The organism is Arthrobacter sp. C2, from assembly GCA_024207135.1.
Lineage (GTDB): Bacteria > Actinomycetota > Actinomycetes > Actinomycetales > Micrococcaceae > Paeniglutamicibacter.
The window spans coordinates 714,057-736,967 of record CP042428.1 but is presented as its reverse complement, the minus strand read 5'-3'; the positions used below and the strand labels follow the sequence as shown (position 1 = coordinate 736,967).

Annotated in this window: 16 protein-coding genes; 5 read left to right on the top strand and 11 right to left on the bottom strand. The window is 67.4% G+C overall.

The features are described from left to right. Nucleotides 1-53: 53 nt before the first annotated feature. Together hemW and lepA are read right to left on the bottom strand one after the other, a co-directional pair. Nucleotides 54-1,283 carry a radical SAM family heme chaperone HemW gene (hemW, locus tag FPY90_RS03390; RefSeq protein ID WP_498683829.1) on the bottom strand — a complete coding sequence of 410 codons (1,230 nt, stop codon included), beginning with the start codon at nucleotides 1,281-1,283 and terminating at the stop codon, nucleotides 54-56. A gap of 2 nt (nucleotides 1,284-1,285) precedes the next feature. After that, nucleotides 1,286-3,130: a translation elongation factor 4 gene (gene lepA / locus FPY90_RS03385; RefSeq protein ID WP_498683827.1), complete on the bottom strand. Its 1,845-nt coding sequence runs from the start codon at nucleotides 3,128-3,130 to the stop codon at nucleotides 1,286-1,288. A gap of 134 nt (nucleotides 3,131-3,264) precedes the next feature. Between lepA and FPY90_RS03380 the strand changes: the two genes are divergently transcribed. Next, nucleotides 3,265-3,852 (top strand): type II toxin-antitoxin system PemK/MazF family toxin, encoded by a 588-nt coding sequence (locus tag FPY90_RS03380; protein ID WP_498683825.1) that lies wholly within the window; start codon nucleotides 3,265-3,267, stop codon nucleotides 3,850-3,852. Nucleotides 3,853-3,876: 24 nt separating this feature from the next. Here the strand turns inward: FPY90_RS03380 and FPY90_RS03375 are convergent, their stop codons facing one another. Next, complete coding sequence (locus FPY90_RS03375) at nucleotides 3,877-4,830, bottom strand: AraC family transcriptional regulator (protein WP_498683823.1); 954 nt, start codon at nucleotides 4,828-4,830, stop codon at nucleotides 3,877-3,879. 384 nt (nucleotides 4,831-5,214) lie between these two features. Between FPY90_RS03375 and FPY90_RS03370 the strand changes: the two genes are divergently transcribed. The 3 genes from FPY90_RS03370 (at nucleotide 5,215) to FPY90_RS03360 (ending at nucleotide 8,618) form a co-directional block, all read left to right on the top strand. Beyond that, nucleotides 5,215-7,059: an FAD-dependent oxidoreductase gene (locus tag FPY90_RS03370; RefSeq protein ID WP_498683821.1), complete on the top strand. Its 1,845-nt coding sequence runs from the start codon at nucleotides 5,215-5,217 to the stop codon at nucleotides 7,057-7,059. Between the two features lie 315 nt (nucleotides 7,060-7,374). Then, nucleotides 7,375-7,635: a 30S ribosomal protein S20 gene (gene rpsT / locus FPY90_RS03365; RefSeq protein WP_071215068.1), complete on the top strand. Its 261-nt coding sequence runs from the start codon at nucleotides 7,375-7,377 to the stop codon at nucleotides 7,633-7,635. A gap of 200 nt (nucleotides 7,636-7,835) precedes the next feature. After that, on the top strand, nucleotides 7,836-8,618 hold the full coding sequence (locus tag FPY90_RS03360; RefSeq protein ID WP_498683817.1) for a phosphatase PAP2 family protein: 783 nt from the start codon (nucleotides 7,836-7,838) through the stop codon (nucleotides 8,616-8,618). 36 nt (nucleotides 8,619-8,654) lie between these two features. Here FPY90_RS03360 and holA read toward each other — a convergent pair whose 3' ends face one another. The 3 genes from holA to FPY90_RS03345 form a co-directional block, all read right to left on the bottom strand. Then, a complete protein-coding gene (holA, locus tag FPY90_RS03355) occupies nucleotides 8,655-9,653 on the bottom strand; it encodes a DNA polymerase III subunit delta (protein ID WP_498683815.1) in 999 nt (332 codons plus the stop codon). 96 nt (nucleotides 9,654-9,749) lie between these two features. Beyond that, complete coding sequence (locus tag FPY90_RS03350) at nucleotides 9,750-12,221, bottom strand: ComEC/Rec2 family competence protein (protein WP_498683813.1); 2,472 nt, start codon at nucleotides 12,219-12,221, stop codon at nucleotides 9,750-9,752. A gap of 576 nt (nucleotides 12,222-12,797) precedes the next feature. Further along, nucleotides 12,798-14,000 (bottom strand): Fic family protein, encoded by a 1,203-nt coding sequence (locus FPY90_RS03345; RefSeq protein ID WP_498683812.1) that lies wholly within the window; start codon nucleotides 13,998-14,000, stop codon nucleotides 12,798-12,800. Nucleotides 14,001-14,681: 681 nt separating this feature from the next. Here FPY90_RS03345 and FPY90_RS03340 point away from each other — a divergent pair. Further along, entirely contained in the window at nucleotides 14,682-15,173 is a 492-nt protein-coding gene (locus tag FPY90_RS03340) for a hypothetical protein (protein WP_498683810.1), read from the top strand. A gap of 615 nt (nucleotides 15,174-15,788) precedes the next feature. Here the strand turns inward: FPY90_RS03340 and FPY90_RS03335 are convergent. The 5 genes from FPY90_RS03335 to glpK all read right to left on the bottom strand — a co-directional run bounded on the left by FPY90_RS03335 (nucleotide 15,789) and on the right by glpK (nucleotide 22,882). Then, nucleotides 15,789-16,580, bottom strand: coding sequence for a ComEA family DNA-binding protein (locus tag FPY90_RS03335; RefSeq protein ID WP_498683806.1), 792 nt, complete (start codon nucleotides 16,578-16,580; stop codon nucleotides 15,789-15,791). 118 nt (nucleotides 16,581-16,698) lie between these two features. Beyond that, nucleotides 16,699-17,886 (bottom strand): DegV family protein, encoded by a 1,188-nt coding sequence (locus FPY90_RS03330; protein WP_498683804.1) that lies wholly within the window; start codon nucleotides 17,884-17,886, stop codon nucleotides 16,699-16,701. Between the two features lie 25 nt (nucleotides 17,887-17,911). Then, nucleotides 17,912-20,428, bottom strand: coding sequence for a leucine--tRNA ligase (gene leuS, locus FPY90_RS03325; RefSeq protein ID WP_498683803.1), 2,517 nt, complete (start codon nucleotides 20,426-20,428; stop codon nucleotides 17,912-17,914). Between the two features lie 231 nt (nucleotides 20,429-20,659). Further along, nucleotides 20,660-21,172 (bottom strand): hypothetical protein, encoded by a 513-nt coding sequence (locus tag FPY90_RS03320; RefSeq protein ID WP_498683801.1) that lies wholly within the window; start codon nucleotides 21,170-21,172, stop codon nucleotides 20,660-20,662. Nucleotides 21,173-21,367: 195 nt separating this feature from the next. Then, the gene (gene glpK, locus FPY90_RS03315; RefSeq protein ID WP_498683799.1) at nucleotides 21,368-22,882 is read right to left on the bottom strand and encodes a glycerol kinase GlpK; all 1,515 of its coding nucleotides are present in this window, start codon (nucleotides 22,880-22,882) and stop codon (nucleotides 21,368-21,370) included. Nucleotides 22,883-22,911 lie beyond the last annotated feature (29 nt).

The following is a 22,911-nucleotide window of genomic DNA, read 5'->3' as shown; positions in this document are numbered from 1 at the left end:
CCCATGGGTCCGGTACACACACCGTCTTTTCTGTTTCCCGGGCCGGGCAGGAGCTAGAAGTCCAGCAACCGCCGCAGCACCGCATCGGCCAGCAACCGGCCCTGCAGGCTCAGCACGACCTTCTTCGCAAACGCTTCCTCGGGAACGACCAGCCCGTCGGCGATCAGCCCGGCGATGGCCTTGCGGCCCTCGGGCAGCAGCTCGGCGGTGTCCATGCCATCCACGATGCGGGTCAGCAACATGGCCTTCTCCAGGTAGCGCGCCTCGGCGTCGGGGGTTTCCCGCCCGGCCGCCGGCGAGGTCCCGGCGTCGATGCGCTGCTGATAGGCGGCCGGGTGCTTGACGTTCCACCAGCGCAGCCCGCCCACGTGGGAGTGCGCACCGGGGCCCGCTCCCCACCAGTCGCCGCCGCGCCAGTAGGCAAGGTTGTGCAGGCAGCGGGTGGATTCGTCCTTGGACCAGTTGCTGACTTCATACCAGTTGTAGCCGGCGGCGGCAAAGAGCTCGTCGGCGATCAGGTACTTGTCGGCGTGGTCGTCGTCATCGATGTTCGCGACCTCGCCGCGGCGGATCTGCCCGGCCAGCCGGGTGCCCTCCTCGATGATCAGTGCGTACGCCGAGATGTGGTCCGGATCGTAGCCCAGCGCGGTTTGCACGCTGGTGCGCCAATCCTGGATCGACTCCCCCGGCGTGCCGTAGATCAAGTCCACGCTCACCTGCAGGCCGGCTTCCTTGGCCCAGGCCACCGCCAGGCCCACCCGCTCGGGGTTGTGCGTGCGGTCCAGGGTCTTCAGCACGTGCGGGACGGCCGACTGCATGCCGATCGACACGCGGGTGAACCCGCCGTCCTTCAGCACCTGCAGCGACTCGCGGGTGACCGAGTCGGGGTTGGCCTCGGTGGTGATCTCCGCGTCGGGCGCCAGGTCCCATTGGGTGCGGATTTCGGCCAGCACCCGGACCAGGTCGCTGGCGGGAAGCAGCGTGGGGGTGCCGCCGCCGAAGAAGACGGTGGACACCTCGCGGCGGGGAACCCCGGATTCCTCCAGGACCTTCGCGCCGAAGGCGATCTCCGCGGAGACCGCCTCGGCGTAGGTGTCCTGGCTGGATCCGGAGCCCAGCTCGTGCGCCGTGTAGGTGTTGAAGTCGCAGTAGCCGCAGCGCACGGCGCAGAAGGGAATGTGGACGTACACCGAGAAGGTGCGCTCCGCGGCGCCGTCGAGGCAGGTTGCCGGAAGCAACCCGTTGGACGGCGCCGGGTCCCCGAGGGGCAAGGCAGAAGGCATTGCTACTTCTTCTTGGGCTCGTCGGATGACAGGGCGACGATGAAGGCTTCCTGGGGAACCTCCACGCGGCCGACCATCTTCATGCGCTTCTTGCCGGCCTTCTGCTTTTCCAGCAGCTTGCGCTTGCGGGAAATGTCGCCGCCGTAGCACTTGGCCAGGACGTCCTTGCGGATGGCGCGGATGGACTCGCGGGCAATGATGCGCGAGCCGATGGCTGCCTGGATCGGCACCTCGAACTGCTGGCGGGGAATCAGTTCGCGCAGCTTCTGGGTCATCATCAGCCCGTAGGCGTAGGCCTTGTCACGGTGGGTGACGGCGGAAAACGCATCGACCTGTTCGCCCTGGAGCAGGATGTCGACCTTCACCAGGTCCGAGACCTGTTCGCCGTCGGCCTTCCAGTCCAGCGAGGCGTAGCCGCGGGTCTTGGACTTGAGCACGTCGAAGAAGTCGAAGACGATCTCGGCCAGCGGAAGCCAGTAGCGGATCTCCACGCGTTCCTCGGAGAGGTAGTCCATGCCGCGCATGACGCCGCGGCGGGACTGGCACAATTCCATGATGGCGCCGACGAATTCGTTCGGTGCCAGGATCGTGGCAGCCACCATGGGCTCGTGGACCTCGAGGATCTTCCCGTCGGGGAATTCGCTCGGGTTGGTCACGGTGCGCAGCTTCTTGTCATCGGTCATGACCTCGTACACCACGTTCGGCGCGGTGGAGATCAAATCGAGGTTGAATTCCGCCTCGAGGCGCTCGCGGGTGATTTCCAGGTGCAACAGGCCCAGGAAGCCGACGCGGAAGCCGAAGCCCAGGGCCACGGAGGTTTCCGGGACGTAGGTCAGTGCCGCGTCGTTGAGCTGCAGCTTGTCCAAGGCATCGCGCAGGGCCGGGTAGTCCGACCCGTCGATCGGGTACAGGCCGGAGAAGACCATGGGCTTCGGGTCCTGGTAGCCGCCCAGGGACTTTTCGGCCGGCTTGGCGAAGTTGGTGACGGTGTCGCCGACCTTGGACTGGCGCACGTCCTTCACGCCGGTGATCAGGTAGCCGACCTCGCCGACGCCCAGGCCCTTGCTGGGCTTGGGCTCCGGGGAGGAAACCCCGATTTCCAGCAGCTCGTAGGTGGTGCCGGTGGACATCATCTGCACCTTCTCGCGGGGCGAGATCTTCCCGTCGACCACGCGGACATAGGTGACCACGCCGCGGTAGGTGTCGTAGACCGAGTCGAAGATCATCGCGCGGGCGGGGGCGTTTGCATCGCCCACGGGGGCGGGCAGGTCGCGCACGACCTTGTCCAGCAGCGCCTCGACTCCCATGCCGGTCTTGCCCGAGACCTGGAGGATGTCCTCCGGGTCGCAGCCGATGAGCTTGGAGATCTCCGCGGCGTACTTCTCGGGCTGTGCGGAGGGAAGGTCGATCTTGTTGAGCACGGGAATGATCGTCATGTCATTCTCCATGGCCAGGTAGAGGTTCGCCAGCGTCTGGGCCTCGATGCCCTGGGCGGCATCCACCAGCAGGATCGCACCTTCGCAGGCTGCCAGCGAACGCGAAACCTCGTAGGTGAAGTCGACGTGTCCGGGGGTGTCGATCATGTTCAGTGCGTAGGACTGGCCATCGACCTCCCACGGCATGCGTACGGCCTGGGACTTGATGGTGATGCCGCGTTCGCGCTCAATATCCATGCGGTCCAGGTACTGGGCCTTCATGTCGCGTGAGGAGACGATTCCGGTGAGCTGCAACATCCGGTCGGCCAGGGTCGACTTGCCGTGGTCGATGTGGGCGATGATGCAGAAATTTCTGATGATCGCCGGATCAGTCGCGGCAGGCACCGGTGCGGTGCGGGCCATGGGTGACACGTAAGGGACCTCGCTAAGGGGGACGAAAATGTTAAGTGGGGTGCAAAATACTTCGCACAGGCCATTCTCCCATGATTGGGGCCACGCTGTCGCACTGCGACTCGGGTGCGGGACCCAGCTGGTAGTTTGTGCACATGAAGTTCAACTCCAACTCGGTCCTTCGTTTCCTGGGCCGCGTGCTCGAATCCGCCCTGAAGGGTGCCTCGAAGCAGCAACGCGGCACCACCCGTCCGACCGGCAAGCGTCCGGCGGCACCCTCGACGCGCAGGCCCGCCCCGCACCGCCCTGCTTCGACGTCCCCTGCGACCGGGGCATCCGGAACCTGGGAATTCGGCGGCTACCCCGGCGACTTCACGGGAGCCGTGCGGGCGCATTACGCCCCGAAGGCCGACGGACGCCCGGATCCGGGAGAAATCGTCTGGGCCTGGATCCCCTACGAGGAAGACCATGCCCAGGGCAAGGACCGCCCGGTGCTGCTGGTGGGCCGCGAGAACGGCTACCTGCTGGCCTTGATGCTGACATCCAAGGACCACAGCAACGAGCAGGTGCGGGACCGCGACTATGTCGACATCGGCACCGGGCCCTGGGACAGGCAGGGCCGACCCAGCGAGGTGAAACTCGACCGGGTCATCCGCCTGCGCGAAGCCGGGATCCGCCGGGAGGGCGCAATCCTGGACAGCAAGCGCTTCGCCCTGGTCGCCGGGAAGCTCTCCGGCAACTAACCCTGTGCATCGTGCTGGGCACCGCTAGATATCGGTGCCACGCAACGCCTCCTGGCGCAGCGCCAGCGGTGTAATACCGAACCGCGCCTTGAAGGCGCGCGTGAAGTAGCTCTGCGAGGCAAAGCCAAGCTCCCCCGCAATTCGGCCCACCGACCTGGAACCCTGGGCGGGATCGGCCAGCAGGTCCCTGGCCGTTTCCAGCCGCCGTTGCCTGATATAGCCGCCGGGCGGTTCCCCCGCCTCCGCGAAGATCCGCGACAGCTGGCGTTCGCTGATGCCGATGGCCGCGGAAATCCCTGCGACGTCCAGACCCGGATCGTGCAGGTGTTCCTCGATGTAGTTGCGCGCGGCGAGAAGATGCCCCGGCCCGGCGCCGCCTCGGCCCCCGGATGCCAACTGGGCCAGCATGTCCAGGGCGGAGCCCTCCGGGCACGCGCCGGCCAACGATTCGCCCCAGGCCTGTCCCGAGAGGCTGTCGCTGACCAGCCGGGCCAACGCCCGCATCTGCTGGTTCACCGCCGCACCCTGGTTGAAGTCCACGACGCGCGGACGCAGCAGCGGCGTGCCTCCGGAAAGTTCCAGGTAGTCGTCCCGCGGAATCGTCAGGACCAGTTCCTTCAGCCCCTTGCTGAAGCCCCGCATGAACGGCAGATCGGCATCGTAGATGACCGCTTGTCCCGGCTTCAGCAATTCGTGGCCGTCGCGGTGGTAGAAGAATGCCTCCCCTTCCAGCGCGAAGAAGATGGCCACCACACCGGTGGGATTTTGCCGGATGAAGCGCTCATTGCGCTCCACGACCTGCGCGCTGCCCCTGACCCCGGCAAACCTCAGCGATCCGTAGCGCAGGCTGACTTCCCTGGCCTGCAATGGGGATTCATCCATGGTGCGGATATCCAGCGGTATCAACGCCTTGGCATTGTGGTGCTCCCACAACTCCAGCCGGTTGCCCGAGGGAATCCCGGTCGTGCTGAACTTCACGAGCCTGGCCGTCCTGGCCGCGGGCGGAACAGTGCCCGGAGCGAGGGGGTCCCGCCCCCTGGCGGCAGCCTGCCGCACGGCATTGTCTTGGTTCTTGTCCATGGCCCCAGCAGTGTAGCGGAAATCACAAACCGTCGAAAGTCCACGCGCCGTCCCGCCTGCCGGTCGCGACCCCTACCCCGCCCCGAGTGGCGGCCCGGCATCCCGGCGCGCGACCCATGCCCCGGGCCACCGCTTTTGCCCCCCGTCGGACGGCTTTTGGCACTATCCGGCCATGAATGCAGGCAGTCGGCCCGCGCCTCCCTGTGAGCTGCAACACTCGAGTCATTCCCCGCACTTCCCGCCACGGGCAGTGAGCAAAAGTCCAAGCAAGGGAGGCACCCAATGCCTGTTTTCAACGATGGAATCACCGAAACCGCTTCGCCCCAGATCCCGAACGTCGTCAAGACCGACGTCCTGATCGTCGGCTCCGGGCCGGCCGGCAGCTCCGCGGCGCTGTTCCTGTCCAACCAGGGCATCGCGAACATCATGATCACCAAGTACCGCTGGACGGCCAACACCCCGCGTGCCCACATCACCAACCAGCGCACCATGGAGGTGCTACGGGATGCGGGCATCGAGGACCAGGTCCTGGCCGAGGCGACGCCGCACGAACTGATGGGCGACACCGTCTACTGCGAGTCCATGGCGGGCGAGGAAATCGGCCGCCGCCCCACCTGGGGGCTGCGCCCCGACCGCCGGGCCGACTACGAGCTGGCCTCCCCCTCGATGCCCTGCGACATCCCGCAGACGCTGTTGGAGCCGATCATGCTCAAGAACGCCACCATGCGCGGCACCCAGACGCAGTTCTCCACCGAATACCTCAGCCACACCCAAGACGCCGAGGGCGTGAGCGTGCAGGTGCTGAACCGGCTCACCGGGCACGAATACACGATCCGGGCCAAGTACCTCATCGGCGCCGACGGCGCCCGCTCCAAGGTGGCCGCGGACATCGACCTGCCCATGGAGGGCGCCATGGACATCGGCGGCTCCATGAACATCACCTTCAAGGCCGACCTGGCCCACCTGGCCGCCCACCGCCCGTCGATCCTCTACTGGGTCTTCAATCCGGGCTCCAACATCGGCGGCCTGGGCGCCGGGCTGATCCGCATGGTCAGGCCATGGAACGAGTGGCTGATCTGCTGGGGTTTCGACATCAACGGAGAGCCCCCGGTGCTCGACAACGACGAGGCCATCCGCGTCATCCGCAACCTGGTCGGTATCGAGGACCTCGAGGTCGAGATCCTGGGGTACTCGTTGTGGGGCAACAACGAGCAATATGCCACACACCTGCAGAAGGGACGCGTCTTCTGCGCCGGAGATGCGATCCACAAGCACCCGCCGAGCCACGGGCTGGGTTCCAACACCTCCATCCAGGACGCCTACAACCTGGCGTGGAAGCTGGCTGCCGTGCTCAAGGGGCAGGCCGGCCAGGAGCTATTAGAGACCTACTCGGTGGAACGCGCCCCGGTCGCCAAGCAGATCGTCACCCGGGCGAATGATTCCGGACGCGAGTACAAGCCGATCTTCGACGCCCTGGGAGTCACCGACGCCACCACCGACGAGGAATTCGTCGCGAAGCTCAAGCTGCGCAAGGAAAACTCGCCCGAGGGCGCCGCACGCCGCAAGGCCCTGCGTGCCGCCCTGGACAACAAGGACTACGAGTTCAACGCCCAGGGCACGGAGATCGGCCAGTTCTACGAGTCGAGCGCCGTGGTTTCCGACGGAGGCGCACGCCCCGAAGCCACCCAAGACCCGATGCTCCACCACCAGAAGTCCACCTATCCGGGCCTGCGCCTGCCACACGCCTGGATCGGGGACCGGGACGCCAAATTCTCCACCCACGACATCGCCAAGGGCACCGGGTTTACGCTCTTCACCGGCATCACCGGTCAGCCGTGGGCCGACGCTGCGGCCGAGGTCGCTGCGGGACTGGGCATCGACCTGGTGGCCGTGGTCATCGGCGAGGGCCTTGAAGTGCAGGATCTCTACGGCGATTGGATGCGCCAACGCGAGGTCGACGAGGACGGCGTCATCCTGGTCCGACCGGACAAGCACATCGGGTGGCGGTCCCATCAGATGGTTGCGGATCCGCAGTCCGCGCTTTTCGAGGTGCTGTCCTCGATCCTGGGGCGCCCGGCCCCGGATGCCGGCATATCGATCGGCGACCTGATGGAGCTTGCGCACTAGATTCCGGGAAAACTGCTGTGCACCCGGCGCCCTGCCTTTCCAGGTCGGGTGCCGGGCTTTCCGTTTCCGGGGTGCTGCATTGCGTGGGGAATCCCGTGAACACCGCTTCGCCGCGCCAGGCGCAGCTCACACTCCTGCCGGCCGTATCGACTCGTGATGGCCATCCGAACCTGCTAGTATTATTTCTTGTGTGTCCGCGCAGGTCGACGGGCACTTCTCCCGGGTCGCCATAGGTATCCCCACGCCGCTCAGTCAATGGCCCGGAAGATATCCCTCACCGACCATTACAAGCGATGAGCAAGAGAGTTTAATACAGTGGCTAATATCAAGTCCCAGAAGAAGCGCATTCTCACCAACGAGAAGTCGCGCCAGCGTAACGCTGCCGTCAAGTCCGAGCTTCGCACCGCAATCCGCGCAGTGAACACTGCCGTTGCAGCCGAAGACAAGGATGCAGCAGCAACCGCGCTGGTTGCAGCTGGCCGCAAGATCGACAAGGCCGCCACGAAGGGTGTGCTGCACAAGAACAACGCAGCAAACCACAAGTCGGCCATCTCCAAGAAGGTTAACGCCCTCTAAGGATTGCGTCACTGAAGCAAAAGGCTTCCTTTCCTCCATATCTAGGGGAACGGAAGCCTTTTGTGTCTTAACCCGATTTCCGCTTCTTTCCCCACGGTGCTTGCAGGAAACACCCTGCCGGCCCGGATAGGCTCGGTCCGGTTCCCGTTCGGGGGCCGCCTCGAGCAGCAACGGAGCCGGAAGCGAGTTACCACCGATCCATGAGCGATGACACCGCACCGCGACGGGAACCCGCCCGAACACATCCGGCCTTGCGACTGGAATCCCTGCCGCAGATCCGGCGATGGATCATCGTTCCCGGCATGCTTGGCGCCGCGGTGCTGGTCCTGGGTTTCAGTGCCCGTTTCATCCCGGGCTATGCGGGTGCGGAATTGGTGGTGGACCAGGAGCTCAGCCGGCACCACGACGGGGTGCTCAACGCGGCGGCCATGGCCCTGAGTGGGATTTTCAGTCCCGTGGGCGGGTCTGTACTGTTGGCGCTGGCCTGCCTGTTCCTGTTGGTCGTGCGCCGCGCCCCGGTCAATGCGCTGGCTTTCGGGTCCGTCGCCTCCGTGGGCTGGCTTTCAGCCCAACTGGTCAAGGTCGTCGTGGAACGGCCGCGGCCGAACCCGGCCCTGCTCGCTGACCCGCTGGCACCCGAAACCGGCTTTGACTCATTCCCCTCGGGGCACGTGAGCCTGGCCGTGGGCCTGGCCTTCGCCATCTGGTTCCTGGCCCGCGGAACCCGACGGGAACGGTTCTCGGTGGTTCTCGGCGCCGTGATGGTGGTCGGACTGGCGCTTTCGCGCCTTTACGTTGGGGTTCACTATCCCTCGGATGTGCTGGCCGCGATGGTGAGTGCCAGTGCCGCGGTCCTGTTCTTTTGTGGACTATGGAACCGCTACGCCATGGCGTTGGTCTCCCGGCTGGGGTTCCTGCGCCCGTTCGGTCCCTTGCCCCAGAGACCCCCGGCAGCCGGTCCGTTGCCGCGGTCCGGGACCTGAGGCTCGTCCGGCTTCGCGGCTCCGCGTGTGGCCTGCCTAGCGGCGTGCTGCCAACGATATCTGGGTCACGGCCCGCTCCACGGCGTATTCGGGGTCGCGCGACGCGCCCTTGACCTGGGCATCGGCCTCCGCGACCAGCCGGATGCAGCGGGCAATGTCGTCGACGTTCCAATGCCGGGCCTGTTCCTGGGCCTGCTGGACCTGCCACGGCGGCATGCCCAACTCGCTGGCCAGCTGGCCTGAGGACTTGCGTGCCCCGGCTACCTTGGCGACCTGGCGCAGCTTCATGGCCAGGGTCGCGACGATCGGCACCGGGTCGGTCCCCGTGGCCAACGCGTGGCGCAGCGTGCTCAGGGCGATGTCGGCCCGGCCCGCCAAGGCGGCATCGGCAACCTTGAACCCGGTGGCCTCGACGCGGCCGCCATAGTATTTGTCGACCATGTCCTGGTCGATGGCCCCGGTGGCGTCCTGCAACAGCTGGGAGCAGGCGGCAGCCAGTTCCGAGAGATCGCTGCCCAGTGCGGCAACCAGGGCGCGGGCACCCTCGGCACTGAGCTTGCGCTTGGCCGCCCGGAATTCCTGGGTGACGAAGTCGACCTTCTCGGAATCCTTTTTCAGCGGCTGGCAGTCAACGAGGACCGCTCCGGCGGCCTTGAGCGCATCCAGCAGCTTCTTCCCGCGCACTCCCCCGGAATGGTGCATGACCAAGGTGGTATCCGGCGCCGGGGACTTCGCGTAGGCCAGGGCGTCGTTGAGGAAATCCTCGTTCATCGCGGCCATCGAGCGTACCTCGATGAGCTTGGTTTCGCTGAACAGCGAGGGGCTGGAGGCCAGCAGCAGTTCGCCGCGTTCGTAGCTGTTGGCTTCGAAACGGACCAGCTCGATCTCGGGACCGGCACGCAGGGCCGAACGCACGGCATCAAAGGCGCGGCTGGCCAGCAATTCCTCGGAACCCTGCAACAGGACCAGTGGCGCGGGAGCCACGGACCGCCATGAAATGCCCGCGTTCTTGGATGTGCCTCGTGGCGCTGCCATGACCGACCTTTACCTAGTGTTTGAACAACCCCATCGATCCTATCCCCAAGCCCGGAAAGCGGCATATCCCCTATGGTTGTCCGGTATTCGTGTCGATCACGGTCCCGATGCCGGGCCCGGCCCGAGGGAGGAAACCGCCAACCCCTTTCCGTCCCAGCCCACGATGATGGTCCCGCGGATATCGGTGCGCAGCGCCACCACGTGGTTCTCCTCCAGCGCCCGAAGCGCCGTGTCGGAGGGGTGGCCATAGGTGTTCTCCCTGCCCACGCTGATCAGTGCGACCGCCGGGCGGACGATCGACGCCGTGCGCACCCCGCCATTCTCGGCGCCGTGGTGAGAGACCTTGAGCACGTCCGCGTGCCCGATCAGCCCCTGGTCGATGAGCTGGCCCATGGCTTCGTCCTCCATGTCCCCGGTTGCCAGGATGGAGATTCGGCGTGGGTTGCCGGGCACCTCGACCTCGAAACGGATCACCAGCGAAGCGTCGTTCTCCCCCGTGAACACCCCGTGGGGTATCGGGCCCAGGACCCGCCAGTCCACGGTCCCGGCCCTTCCCGTCGCCCCGGAACCGAGCTGGCTGGCGGTCGGCTTGGTGCCGCGGGAATCGGTGAGCCGGGGCGGATCCGCCGGGTCATCGGCCGCCGAGTAATAGAGGTCCTCCACGGGCCGCCGCTCGCCCACCCCGGAAATCCCGCCGTCGTGGTCCGCATGGCGGTGGGTGATGAACAATGCGGCCACCTTCCTCACGCGCATCCGCTGCAGGCAGGCCGCGATGTCCTCCGGGGTCCTGCCGGTGTCGACCACCACCGCCCCGGCGTCCCCGGCATTGATCAGCAGCCCGTCGCCCTGGCCGACATCGCAGGCAACCACCAGCCAGTCGACGACGGGTGCCGGCACCAGCGCGGTGACCGGCAACAGCAGGCCCAGCAGCACCCCGGTCACCACGCCCTGGGCGGCCAGGGCCGTGCGCGATCGCCACGATCCGGTGGACGGATGCACGTGGCCCAGCGCCACCAGCGTTCCCAGGACGATTCCCCACGCAAGCAGGACGCCGGCCACCCCGACCGGCCACGGACGCAGCGCCCCGGGCAGCGCGGCGATCCAGGTTCCCACCAGACCCACCAGCATGGTGGGCATCCCGGCCACCCACACCAGTGCCATGCCCGCCAGCGGGAAGATCATCAGGACCACCACGGCCAGCGTCCCGGCCACGGTGATGAGGGCGATGAACGGCGAGACCAGGAGATTCGCGGGGACCGAGTACAGCGAGAATGCCGGATTCAGCACCACCAGGACCGGCAGGCAGGCGATCTGCGAGGCCAGCGCAATCGCTGTCCCCTCCGCCAGGATGGCCGGCATCCACCGGTTCAGCCCCGCGGCCATCCGCCGGCCGATGACCACGATGCCGGCAGTGGCCAGGACCGAAAGCTGGAACGCGGGCTCGCCGGCCAGCCAGGGATCGGTGGCCAGCAGCAGCACGACGGCGAGGAGCAGGGCCGCGAGGGCGTTCCTGCCGCGGGAGGCGTGCAGGCCCACCGCGGCGATGGTGCCCATCACCGCCGCGCGCAGGACACTGGGTTCGTAGCCCACCAGGAACACGAATCCGAGCAACGCCGCCAGGCCCAGCCCGAGCGTGGGCAGGCGTCCGAGTCCCAGCAAGCGCCCGAGGGACATGACGAAACCCAGCACCATGGCACAGTTTGCCCCGCTGACCGCGCTGAGGTGGGAGAGACCCGCGACCTTCATCGCCTCGCCCAGTGCCTCGTCCATCCCGCTGCGGTCCCCGAACACCATGCCCGGAAGCAGCGCCCGGGCAGGCTGTGGCAACACCGCGGCGGCGGAGACAAAGCGTTCCCGCATGGCTTGGAACACCCCCGGGGCAGGCGGGTTGCCCACCGGCTCAAGGCCGGCCGCGGCATTGAGCCAGAAGTGCTGCCTGTCCCCCGGTTCGCTGGCGGCAACGGTGGCCAGCACCTCGACGGTGCTTCCGCCGGCCAGCGGGATCCTCGGGCTCCCCGATTCGGGCCAGCTCAGCCGCACCGGCACCCCGGAGACCCTCCATCGGCCATTGCCGGCAACCACCAGGGCACGCGCGTCCACGGTGAACTGCCGGTGCGGCCGGGCATCCTCGGAGAACCTGTCCGTTTGCATCGATGCCCGCGGGGCCTCGGTGAACGCCAGCTGTATCCGCACCGGGGACCCGTCGCGGGCCGCCTCTTCCAGCGCGTCGGGGTTGGTCCCGGCACCTGTCAGCACCAGCTGCGTGAACACCAGAGCCGCTGCGGCACAGCAGAGGGCGGGAGCCGCAAAGCTGGGCGTCACAGCCGGCCCCAGGCGCCCGTGCCGCGGGCGCAACAAGGCCAGCAGTCCGGCACCCGCAAGCAGCCACAATCCCACCGCCCAAAATACCTGGTGCAGCTGTCCCAGCTGCACCCCGCCGAGCGCCGCACTCCAGGCACCGGCCAACGCCCAGCACCCGCGCAGGTCAACCCGGCCGGGCTCCCGATCCGGCTCCCCATTCGAACGCCGGGCCAAGGCTGCCTGCATCAGGCCCGCGAGCCCACCCATGGCGCGGGCCGGCTTCCGCTTTCCTCCAGCGGCTTGTTCACGCCGCTTATAAGAGCCCATGCCCTCCAGTGCACACGATCCCGCTGCCGTGCGTTCAGGGTCGGTGCCCGGCTGTGGAGAAACACGGCCGATAACCCGGAGGCCGACAGCAGGGGTGCTGGTCGCTTCCTGCACTCCCGGGGCTGGCCGGTTCCATGGGCAATTTTGGTGGTTGTGTCGGGCGCTGCTCCACCGCGTGGTTCACCCACGCTCTCTTTTGGTGACGCTATCGCCTGCAGTAGCAAACCTGCCCAGGGCAAGACCCATGCCACCAGTGAATTCGTCCGGACCGGAATCGTCGCCTGATCATCAACCGCCGCGCCCCTCAGCACGGCTCCTTGCGAGTGCTTGACACCACCAGGGGTTGGGAATTCCACGCATGGCAATCGACCATACGCCTGACGTTGCATGCTCGCGGGGCCAGTGCTGGGTGGCATAAACCCATGGTGGCGGGACGACACACGAATACTGCTCCATGACCCGATGCGTTCTCCGCGATAGCAGGCGGAAGCGCAGGCCCGGACCCTTCTGCGCCTCTCAGCCGCGGCGACGCCGGGCTCGCGCGCCGAATGCATCGAGTGCGGCGAGGATTTCCGTCGCCTGCCAGATGCGGTTCCGTCGGCCGCTGCTGATCTGGGTGAGCACCTCGGCGTCGACCAGCCGGTCGATGGCTTTCTGGGCCGCGACGTCGCTGATCTGCAACTCACCGGCCAGGGTCTTTGCGTTCACCACGGGTTGGCGGAGCAGGTAGCTCTTCGCCTTGTGCACGGATGAGTCGCTTCGGGCCACGACCAAGTCGTCCCAGCGCGCAGCAGCGTCTTGGATGTCCCTCACGAGTACGCGCCCGTTCCGGATCGCGGCAAAGGATGCCTCGGCCACGGCGGTGACGATGGCGCTTGTGTTCCCGGCCCGATACTCGGTCAGCGCGCGGAAGTAGGCATCGGTGTCGTGGAGGAGCCCAGCTGAGACGGGCACGGTGACATTGCGGGTCAGGCCGCCGTGGCGGAGCATGCCCTGCAGGAGTGCCCGCCCGGTCCGGCCGTTGCCGTCGGGGAAAGGATGGATGGTCTCGAATTGCGCGTGCGCAATCGCCGCCTGGATGAGCACCGGCACGTCCGTGCGCCGGGCGAATGCGACAACGTCGGCCATCAGGCTCGAAACGCGGGTGTGGTGGGGCGGCACAAACGCTGCGGCGTGCGGCGAAATGCTGCCGCCGCCGATCCATACTTGTTCGTTGCGCCAGTCGCCGACATATTCGGGCGCAGTGTCCCGCAGCAACGCATCGTGCATCGCGATGATCGAGTGCTCATCCAGTTGGTCGGACAGCGCGATGGCCGCGGTCATCGCGCGAACGTTTGCAACGACCAGGCGCGCGTTCCCTGACTTCGACTCGCCGATCTCCGCGAGGGCCACCTGCTTGGCGCTGGAGGTGAGGTTCTCCACTTCCGAGCTGGAAGCAGACTCGCTGCGCAGCAGGATGGATGCGAACGGGGCGGCGATCGTTCCGGCCTCGGCGTCGAATCGGGCGAGTTCCTGGCTCGCATCATCGGCCAGGGCGATCGTCTCGGCGGGCAGTGCAACCGGTGTTGCAGCGATGAGCGGCGGGACGGCGGCCCGGTAGTCGCCGCGGGCCTGGAGCTTGGCCCTACGTGAGGCTACTTCGTTCCCGGCGCGCACCCACGGGCGTGCTTCGTATCCGGTCGCCGGCCAGACGCCGGACTGCTGCTTATCTGCGGTCACCACCCAAACATACCAAAGGCTATGCACTTAGCCTTTGGTATGGACGACGCTTGACAACTCTATCAAGCGGAAACAGCCACACACCCACCGCACAGAACACCTGGTGCAGCTGCAGTCCTCCCAGCGCCGCAACCCAGGCACCGGCCAACGCCCAGCACCCGCGGAGATCAACCCGACCGGGCTCGGGATCCGGCTCCGCTTGCGTCCGCCGGGCCATTCGGGCGCGCAAGGCATCCGTACGCTTGCCCCTGGCGGAAGCCGGATTCCGCTTGCGGCCCGCGGCATGATCGCCCCACTTGCGAGAACCCACGCCCCCAAGTCACATGATCCCCGTTGAGGTGTGCTCCATAGGGTGCCCGCATGTGGGGAACGCCTGCAGCCTGTCCTGCACGGTGGAACGGGGGTCTTGGCCGGTCCGGCTCAACGGTCAATGTTGGTGCATGCATGCCGGGGTTCCGTGCCGTGGCGGCGAGCGTGGAGGCGCGGATCTCTCGCGCACGGGCTCAGCGCATCTCGTCACGTCTTGCCAGGGCGTCACCGCCGATGGATCAGATTCCCTGAACCGGGCCGCGGGACAGCCGGCCATGCGCCGCGGGATATCAACAGGATGGGCGGGCAAAAAAATCCCCAAACGACCGACCGTCCACAGGTTCACGGATCCCGTAATAAGCTACAAGGGATATGAAACAAGAAGACGGAGTGCTGCACCATTCCAACGGGAATGGTGGAGTAATTTTTTTCGCGGGCATGTTCATCTTTTTCACGGTGATGGCCATTGATGGGGGGACGACAACTCCCGGTGGGCGGATATTCACCGGAGTCGTTGCCCTTGGATGCCTGTGTCTAGCTGTTGCTTTACACGGTCATTCCGAGACGCTCTACGCGGATCGGCTGGAATTGACCAGGACCTGGCGACGCGAACCCGAAGTGATCCCGTTCTCCGGTATTGACCGAGTTGTGCTTCGCTCGATCCATAACGGCCTGTACCTGGAAATTCATGCCGGCAAACGGAAACTGCGGTGGGAAACCAAGCACATAGGCTACATGGGCGAGGAAGTCATCAGATGCATTCATGACACGCTGATCGCCGCGGGGGTCGAGATCGACTCGTTGAACCGCATGGGCAACGGCCCCTTCACGGCGTGGGCGGTCACCAAGCAGCCGGAAGAGTAGCCTGCGAAGTCGGAAGCGCCACGTATTCCTGGCCAAGAACCATCAACGCAAATTCGAGCGCTGCCGCCATAACTAACTCACCTGTTGTTCTCTCGCTACTCCTGGTCGAACGAGCATCGGTGCCGCATTCATTGGTGGGATCTGGCCCGGCTCCGTCATGGTGGACGTCATGGTCGGTACTGGAATCCGTATCAACCCACGAGTCAATTGGTTTCCCCTCAGCCGCGAATTCCGCTGCCCACGGCGCCAGGTGTGCGCCGCGGCAACCCTGGCCGTCATCGCAGCGATCAACCGATTCAACGACCGATCAGTTCGGCAGCGTCTTGACACGCGCCGGACTTAGATATTTTCCGCCACTCGATTCGTTGCACCGATCGCCTCGGCCGCATTGCGACAGGCCACGAGTTGCCGGTCCGCCGAGCATCGGCCGGCTGACCCGACGCGACGTGCGCAGCCTTCCACTCGCCCGCCGTCGACGAGCGGCACGCTGCAACGGGTTGCCTGCACGCTGGGCACCCCCTGCGCTTGAGCGCGCAATTTCCGGCCAGCACCCCGTCCTACAGTGCCCAAGGAACCCGGTGACCCCGCCTCCGACACGGCCACGGCCCGGGACACTCATTCAAAGACCACGTGTTCGCGCAGGTTCCCCATCAAGGCCGGTCCGATGCCGCTGACGGCATCAAGTTCGCCGAGGTTCTTGAAGGGCCCGTTGGCCTGACGGAACTCCAGGATCCTCCCGGCCAGTGCCGGGCCGATGCCCGGCAGCTCCTCCAGTTGTGCTAGATCGGCGGTGTTTACATTGACCTTCCCCGGCGGCGCGTCTGGCCCGCCCGTGCCGTCCGATCCGCCGGAAGCATGGGTCCCGGGCGCCGAGACTTGCCCGGTCTCGCCACGGCGCGGGATGCGGAGTTGTTCGCCGTCACGGATCTGTGCAGCCAGGTTGATCGCCTCGGACGCCGCATCCTTCGCCAGACCGCCGGCCAGTTTCACCGCGTCAAGCACCCTGGAGCCCAGCGGCAGGGAATACACCCCGGGATTCTTCACGGCTCCGACCACGTGGACCACTGCAGTGGCGCCATTGCCCGACGTGCCGGAGGCTTTCGGTTCCGCCGGGTTTTCTTCCATCTCCGGGTTCCCCCGCGGCTCGGCCGGGGAACCCTGGGCGTCCTGGACACTCGGATCCACCGCGGGCCCCGCTTTACCGGTCTCTGCCACTTCCAGGGGGATGGACTCCGCTCCGCTTGGCGCACGCGGGGGCGGGTTGAACAGCAGCGACACCGAGATCCACGTCAGGGCACCAAGGATCAGGACGATCGCCGCGGATCTGCCGATGAGCACACGCAAGTGCCCGGGGGCCGGGCCCAGGTTGGTCCTGGCGGATTGATCCGCCCATTCGTGAGAGCCCATGCAATACATTGCACCCGAGCTGCATTGTGGCGCGCCTGGCTCGGTGCCCGGCTGTGGAGAACCCCCTGGTTGCGGGGACCCATCCTCCGGCTGCGGCCCGGACCTGCCGGCCGCGGTGCTAGCGGGTTTCGGGCTGCTCCGGGCCGGGCGCCGAGGGCGGGGTGTGCGCGCTTGGTGCACCTTGCCCCTGCGCCGCGGCCGTGCGGCGGCGTGCCTCGCGGCGCGGGGCCTCGTTGCGGGACTTCGGCTCCGGCTTGGGCCTGGGTTCGGGTTTCGGCCTGGGTGCCGGCTTGGGTTTCGGTTCGGGGCGGACCGGACCCGGCGCGGCAGGTTCCCGGCCGCCGCCAATCGCCACGGCCAGCACCCCGGCACCGGTGTGGGCGCCAAGCACCGCGGGCACCGGGATGGCCAGGACCTCGAATACGGAGGCACCGGCCAGTTCCTGCACGATTTCCTCGGCGGCTTCCTGGTTGCCGAAGTAGTGGACCGCCAGGCGGACCTCCGCTCCGCGCTCGGCGGCCTCTTGCCGGGCGATGGCCACCAGGCGGGCCAGCGTGCGCGAATGCGTGCGGACCTTTTCGTGGGCGATGATGTGGCCGGCGGACACCGACAGGATCGGCTTGACGTTCAGCAGCGTGCCCAGCACCGAGGCCAGGGCCCCGATCCGTCCGCCGCGGCGCAGCTGCTCCAGCGAGGGCACGGCAAAGTACACGTGGTTCTCCGCGGCCCTTTCGGCCACGGCCCGCAATTCCTGCAGCGGGGCTCCGGCGGCGGCCAGTTCCACCACGTCCATGACCGCGAATCCCTCGGCCAGGGCCACGGTGAGCGTATCGACGACGGTGACGGGCACCGGGGAGGACTCGGCGGCCAGGCGTGCGGCCTCCACCGTCCCGGACAGCGCGCCGGAAAGGTGGATCGAAATGATTTCCTTGACCCCGGCCGCTGCGAGATCCTGGTAGGCGCGCAGCATCTGCCCCGGCGCCGGGCGCGAGGTGCGCACGGACTTGCCCATGGCCAGGCCCAGGGCCAGTTCGGTGGGCACGTCGTCGGTGCCCTCGGAGAAGATCTGGTCATCGACCATCACCGGCATCGGCACCACGCGCAGGAACCGCGCGTGCTGCCCCACCCAGTCCTCGGGCAGCGCGGCGGCCGAGTCGGTCACCACGCCCACGGGCACCGGGACCGCGTTTTGGGCCTTGCCCTGCCCCGGAACGCCGGGGCGTTGCCTCCGGCCCCGCAGCCGACCGATCCAACCGCCGGGGCCCGGGGGCCGCGGCGGTTGGTGGTCGGGCTGCGATTGGTCCATGGAAGACAGGCTACCTTGCGGGTGCCTAGGAGGCAGGGACCACGTTGACCAGCTTCGGCGCGCGCACGATCACCTTGGCGACCGCCGCACCGTCGAGGTAGCGCACCACTGCCTCGTCGGCCATGGCCAGCGCCTCGAGTTCCTCGGCGGTGATGTCCACCGAGACCTGCAGCCGGGCCCGGACCTTGCCCTTGATCTGCACCACGGCGGTGATGGTGTCTTCGACCAGCAGCGCCTCGTCGACCACGGGCCATCCGGCGTTGGCGACCGAGGGCTCGTGCCCCAGCGCCGCCCACATGTCTTCGGCCGTGTACGGGGCGAAGAGCGAGAGGATGATCGCGACGGCCTCCGCGGCCTCGCGCACCGCCGGGTCGGCCGCGCCGGCGCCGGAGTCGATGGCCTTGCGGGTCGCGTTGACCAGCTCCATGGTCTTGGCGATGACCACGTTGAACTTGCCGGTGTCCAGCATGCCGGCGGCCTCGTGCACCGCCTTGTGGGTGACCGAGCGCAGCGCCTTGTCGCCGGTGGCCGGATCGACTCCCGGCGCGCTGGCGACGTCCTGCGCCACGCGCCAGGCGCGGGCCAGGAACTTCTGCGAACCCGACGGGGACACGTCGGCCCAGTCCACGTCGTCCTCCGGCGGGGAGGCGAAGATCATGGTCAGGCGCACGGCGTCCACGCCGAACTTGTCAAGCTGCTCGCCCAGATCCACGCCGTTGCCCAGCGACTTGCTCATGGCCTTGCCGCCGTTGAGCACCTGGCCCTGGTTCAGCAGGGCGGAGAAAGGCTCCTGCACGTCGATGAGGCCCAAATCGAAGATGACCTTGGTGAAGAAGCGCGAGTAGAGCAGGTGCAGGATCGCGTGCTCGACCCCGCCGACGTACTGCCCGACCGGCATCCAGTCGCGCACCGCCTGCGGGTCGAAGGGACCCTCGGTGTAGTTCGGGGAGACAAAGCGCAGGAAGTACCAGGAGGAGTCCACGAAGGTGTCCATGGTGTCGGTGTCGCGCTTGGCCGGTGCCGCACACTTCGGGCAGGGCACGTTGACCCAGTCCTCGGCGGCGGCCAGCGGGCTGGTTCCCTTGGGGGCCAGGGCCTCGCCGCGCAGGTTGTCGGGCAGGCGCACCGGCAGCTGGTCGTCCGGGACCGGGACCTCGCCGCAGTGCTCGCAGTGGATGATCGGGATCGGGGTGCCCCAGAAGCGCTGGCGGGAAAGCAGCCAGTCGCGCAGGCGGAAGTTCACGAACTTCTCTCCGGTGCCCGCGGCCTCGACGATCTCGATGGCGCGGGCGATACCCTCGGCCTTGGGCAGGCCGTCCAGCTCGCCGGAGTTCACCAGGGTGCCTTCACCGGCGGTGGCGATGCCGGTTTCGGCCGGATCCTCGGCGCCGGTGTCAACGACCACGCGCACCGGCAGGTCGAAGGTGCGGGCGAAGTCAAGGTCGCGCTGGTCGTGCGCGGGCACGGCCATGATCGCGCCGGTGCCGTATTCGGCCAGCACGTAGTCCGCTGCCCAGACCGGCAGCTTTTCCCCATTGAGCGGGTTGATGGCGTAGCGGCCGGTGAACACGCCGGTCTTTTCGCGCTCGGTGGCCTGGCGTTCGATCTCGCTCAGCGCCTTGACCTGCTCCTGGTAGTCCTCCAGCGCCTGGCGGTGCTCGGCGGTGACCAACTCGTTGGCCAGCTCGGCGTCGGCGGCGACGACGAAGAAGGTGGCGCCGTGCAAGGTGTCCGGGCGCGTGGTGAAGACCGTGGTCTTGTGTGCTTCCTGGGTGTCGGTGGCCTCGACGATGAAGTCGACGTGCGCGCCCTCGGAGCGTCCGATCCAGTTCTTCTGCATGGCCAGCACGCGCTCGGGCCAGTGCCCGTGCAGCGCGTCCATGTCATCGAGCAGGCGGTCGGCGTAGTCGGTGATCTTGAAGTACCACTGGTTCAGCGATTTCTTGGTCACCGGGGTGCCGCAGCGTTCGCAGGCGCCGTTGACGACCTGCTCGTTGGCCAGCACGGTCTGGTCCTTCGGGCACCAGTTCACCGGGTGGTTCTTGCGGTAGGCCAGGCCCTTGTCGTAGAAGCGGGTGAACAGCCACTGGGTCCAGCGGTAGTACTCCGGGTCCGAGGTGTGGATGCGTCGTTCCCAGTCGGCGGAGATCGCATAGCGCTTGAAGCTGGCGGCCTGGGTGTCGATGTTGGCGTAGGTCCACTCCGAGGGGTGGGCGTTGCGCTTGATCGCGGCGTTCTCGGCGGGCAGCCCGAAGGAGTCCCAGCCGATCGGGTGCATGACGTCGTATCCCTGCTGGCGCCAGTAGCGGGCGACGACGTCTCCCATGGCGAAGGCCTCGGCGTGGCCCATGTGCAGGTCGCCGGAGGGGTACGGGAACATGTCCAACACGTAGCGGCGCTCGGCACTGCCGTCGTCCTTGGGCGTGAAGACCCCTAGTTCGTCCCACACCGGAGCCCATTTGGCTTCCATGTCCTGGAAGCTGTAGGCCGCTGCGGTGGAATCGTTGTCCGCGGTTTCGGTGCCGGTGGGCTGAGTGCTCACTATCGTGTTTCGCCTTCTTTTGTCGTGCGCCTGTGGGGGAACGTCTCTTGGCCAGCTGAGCCGAGTGGGTGTGCCTGGCGCAAATGCCCGTGACACACAAAAGCCCCTTGGCAATCAAGGGGCGGCCGTACGGGGAGTATCCCGTACGGCTAGGTTAGCAAGAGCGCAACGTTCATGTCGCCAATTCTACCGCACGAACCGTGCCGGGCGCGGGTCCGTGTCCCGGACCCCCTAGGGCACGGGGCGGCGGTAGGCCGCCGTGTCGTCACGGTGCAGCGCTCGGGCCGGTGCCGGGCGCCGCGACAGCAGTGCGACGCATCCCAGCACGCCGATCGCCGCGTAGCTGCCCGCGTTCGATGCCCCATGCCACAGCACCCGGGCGAACAACGGGGGTTGGACGCCGAATGCGGGGTCCAACCGTGCGGCCTGCTGCGCCCCGCTGGTCCCGAAGAGCACGATGCAGGCGGCCAGGACCACGACCGCCGCCGCCACCGCGCCGACCCCGGGATCCGTCGCGGAGCGCAGATGCCGCACCGCGGCCCAGCCGGCCAGGGCCACGGTCAGTGCGATGGCGGCACCGAACTCCCAGGCGCTGCGTGGCAGCAGCACGTGGACCGGAATCCCGGCCGCATCCATCCGGACGCCCCGATTGAGCCAGTCGAAATGCATTCCCAGGTAGCCCAGCAGCGCGAACAGCGCCAAACCCGCGCCCGCACCGCCAAGGATCCGCGCCAATGCCCGCATGCCGTGCCCGCCTGTCCGTTCGGCTTCCGGCCCTTAGGGGCGGAAGCGTGGGAGGGCCCGATCACCGAAGCGGGCGGGCCGAGGTTCCTTCCACCCTAGCCACGGGTGCATCGCGCGGGGCGTTTTGTCCCACAACGTTATGCAGCCGAGACGCTGCGGCGCCGGCCTGCGTGGTTTCGCTGCCGACGCTGCCGCTTAGCGCACGTCCTCGTCGACCCAGTCGAAGGTGCGGGTGACGGCCTTCTTCCACAGCCGCATCTGCCGCTCCCGTTCGGCCGGCTCCATGGCAGGTTCCCAGCGCTTGTCCTCGGACCAGTTGGCCTCCAGCTCCCCGAGGTCCCTCCAGAACCCCACGGCCAGTCCGGCGGCGTAGGCCGCGCCCAGCGCCGTGGTTTCGGTGACCGTCGGCCGGACCACCGGGACCCCGAGCAGGTCGGCCTGGAACTGCATCAGCGCATCGTTGGCCACCATCCCGCCGTCGACCTTCAGCTCGGTCAGCGGGACCCCCGCGTCCGCGTTGACCGCGTCGAGCACCTCGCGGACCTGGAAGGCGGTGGCTTCCAGCGCGGCGCGGGCGATGTGGTGCTTGTTGGCGAAGCGGGTCAGCCCGACGATGGCGCCGCGGGCCTCGGCGCGCCAGTACGGGGCGAAGAGCCCGGAGAAGGCCGGGACGATGTACACCCCGCCGTTGTCCGGCACGCCGGCGGCCAGGGTTTCGACCTCGGCGGCGGTGGAGATCATGCCGATGTTGTCGCGCAGCCACTGGACCAGGGAGCCGGCCACGGCGATCGACCCCTCCAGCGCATAGACCGGGGCCGCGTCGCCGAGCTTGTAGCCCAGGGTGGTCAGCAGCCCGTTGCCGGAGCGGACGATTTCCGTCCCGGTGTTGAAGATCAAAAAGCAGCCGGTGCCGTAGGTGTTTTTCGCCTCCCCCGCGCCGAAGGCCGCCTGCCCGAAGGTCGCGGCCTGCTGGTCGCCCAGGATCCCGGCGACCGGCACCTCGCGCAACAGCTGGGAGGAGGCCACCTTTCCGTAGACCTCGGAGGAGGACTTGATGGCCGGCAGCATCGAGGCGGGCACGCCGAAGTCCGCGAGGATCTCCTCGTCCCAGGCCAGCGTCGCCAGGTCCATGAACAGGGTGCGCGAGGCGTTGGTGACGTCGGTGACGTGCACCCCGCCGTGGGTTCCGCCGGTGAGGTTCCAGGTGACCCACGAGTCGGTGGTGCCAAAGAGCAGGTCCCCGGCCTCGGCGCGTTCGCGTGCCCCGTCGACGTTGTCCAGGATCCACTTGACCTTGGTGCCGGAGAAGTAGGGTGCCAGCGGCAGCCCGGTGCGTGCCTTGTATCTGTCCGTCCCGCCGTCGGCGGCCAATGACTGGACGATGTCCTGGGTGCGGGTGTCCTGCCAGACAATCGCGTTGTAGACCGGTTCGCCGGTGTGCCGGTCCCACACCACGGTGGTTTCGCGCTGGTTGGTGATCCCGACCGCGGCGATGTCGTGCCGGGTCAGGTTCCCGCCGGCCAGGGCGACGGCGATGACCTCCCGCACGTTCCGCCAGATCTCGTGCGCGTCGTGTTCCACCCAGCCGGGGTGCGGGAAGATCTGCGCGTGCTCCAGTTGCCCGGTGGAGGCAACGGTGCCGGCGTGGTCAAAGACGATGGCGCGGGAACTGGTGGTTCCCTGGTCGATCGCGATGACGTAATGGTTCATGGGGGGGTGCCTTTCAGCGTCGGGTGGGG

What these genes read in the sequence shown, in the direction of transcription:
- hemW (WP_498683829.1), bottom strand. Translation starts at nt 1,283, where the DNA reads ATGCCTTCTGCCTTGCCCCTCGGGGACCCGGCGCCGTCCAACGGGTTG.
- FPY90_RS03380 (WP_498683825.1), top strand. Translation starts at nt 3,265, where the DNA reads ATGAAGTTCAACTCCAACTCGGTCCTTCGTTTCCTGGGCCGCGTGCTC.
- FPY90_RS03370 (WP_498683821.1), top strand. Translation starts at nt 5,215, where the DNA reads ATGCCTGTTTTCAACGATGGAATCACCGAAACCGCTTCGCCCCAGATC.
- FPY90_RS03360 (WP_498683817.1), top strand. Translation starts at nt 7,836, where the DNA reads ATGAGCGATGACACCGCACCGCGACGGGAACCCGCCCGAACACATCCG.
- holA (WP_498683815.1), bottom strand. Translation starts at nt 9,653, where the DNA reads ATGGCAGCGCCACGAGGCACATCCAAGAACGCGGGCATTTCATGGCGG.
- FPY90_RS03350 (WP_498683813.1), bottom strand. Translation starts at nt 12,221, where the DNA reads ATGGGTGGGCTCGCGGGCCTGATGCAGGCAGCCTTGGCCCGGCGTTCG.
- FPY90_RS03340 (WP_498683810.1), top strand. Translation starts at nt 14,682, where the DNA reads ATGAAACAAGAAGACGGAGTGCTGCACCATTCCAACGGGAATGGTGGA.
- FPY90_RS03335 (WP_498683806.1), bottom strand. Translation starts at nt 16,580, where the DNA reads ATGGGCTCTCACGAATGGGCGGATCAATCCGCCAGGACCAACCTGGGC.
- FPY90_RS03330 (WP_498683804.1), bottom strand. Translation starts at nt 17,886, where the DNA reads ATGGACCAATCGCAGCCCGACCACCAACCGCCGCGGCCCCCGGGCCCC.
- FPY90_RS03320 (WP_498683801.1), bottom strand. Translation starts at nt 21,172, where the DNA reads ATGCGGGCATTGGCGCGGATCCTTGGCGGTGCGGGCGCGGGTTTGGCG.
- glpK (WP_498683799.1), bottom strand. Translation starts at nt 22,882, where the DNA reads ATGAACCATTACGTCATCGCGATCGACCAGGGAACCACCAGTTCCCGC.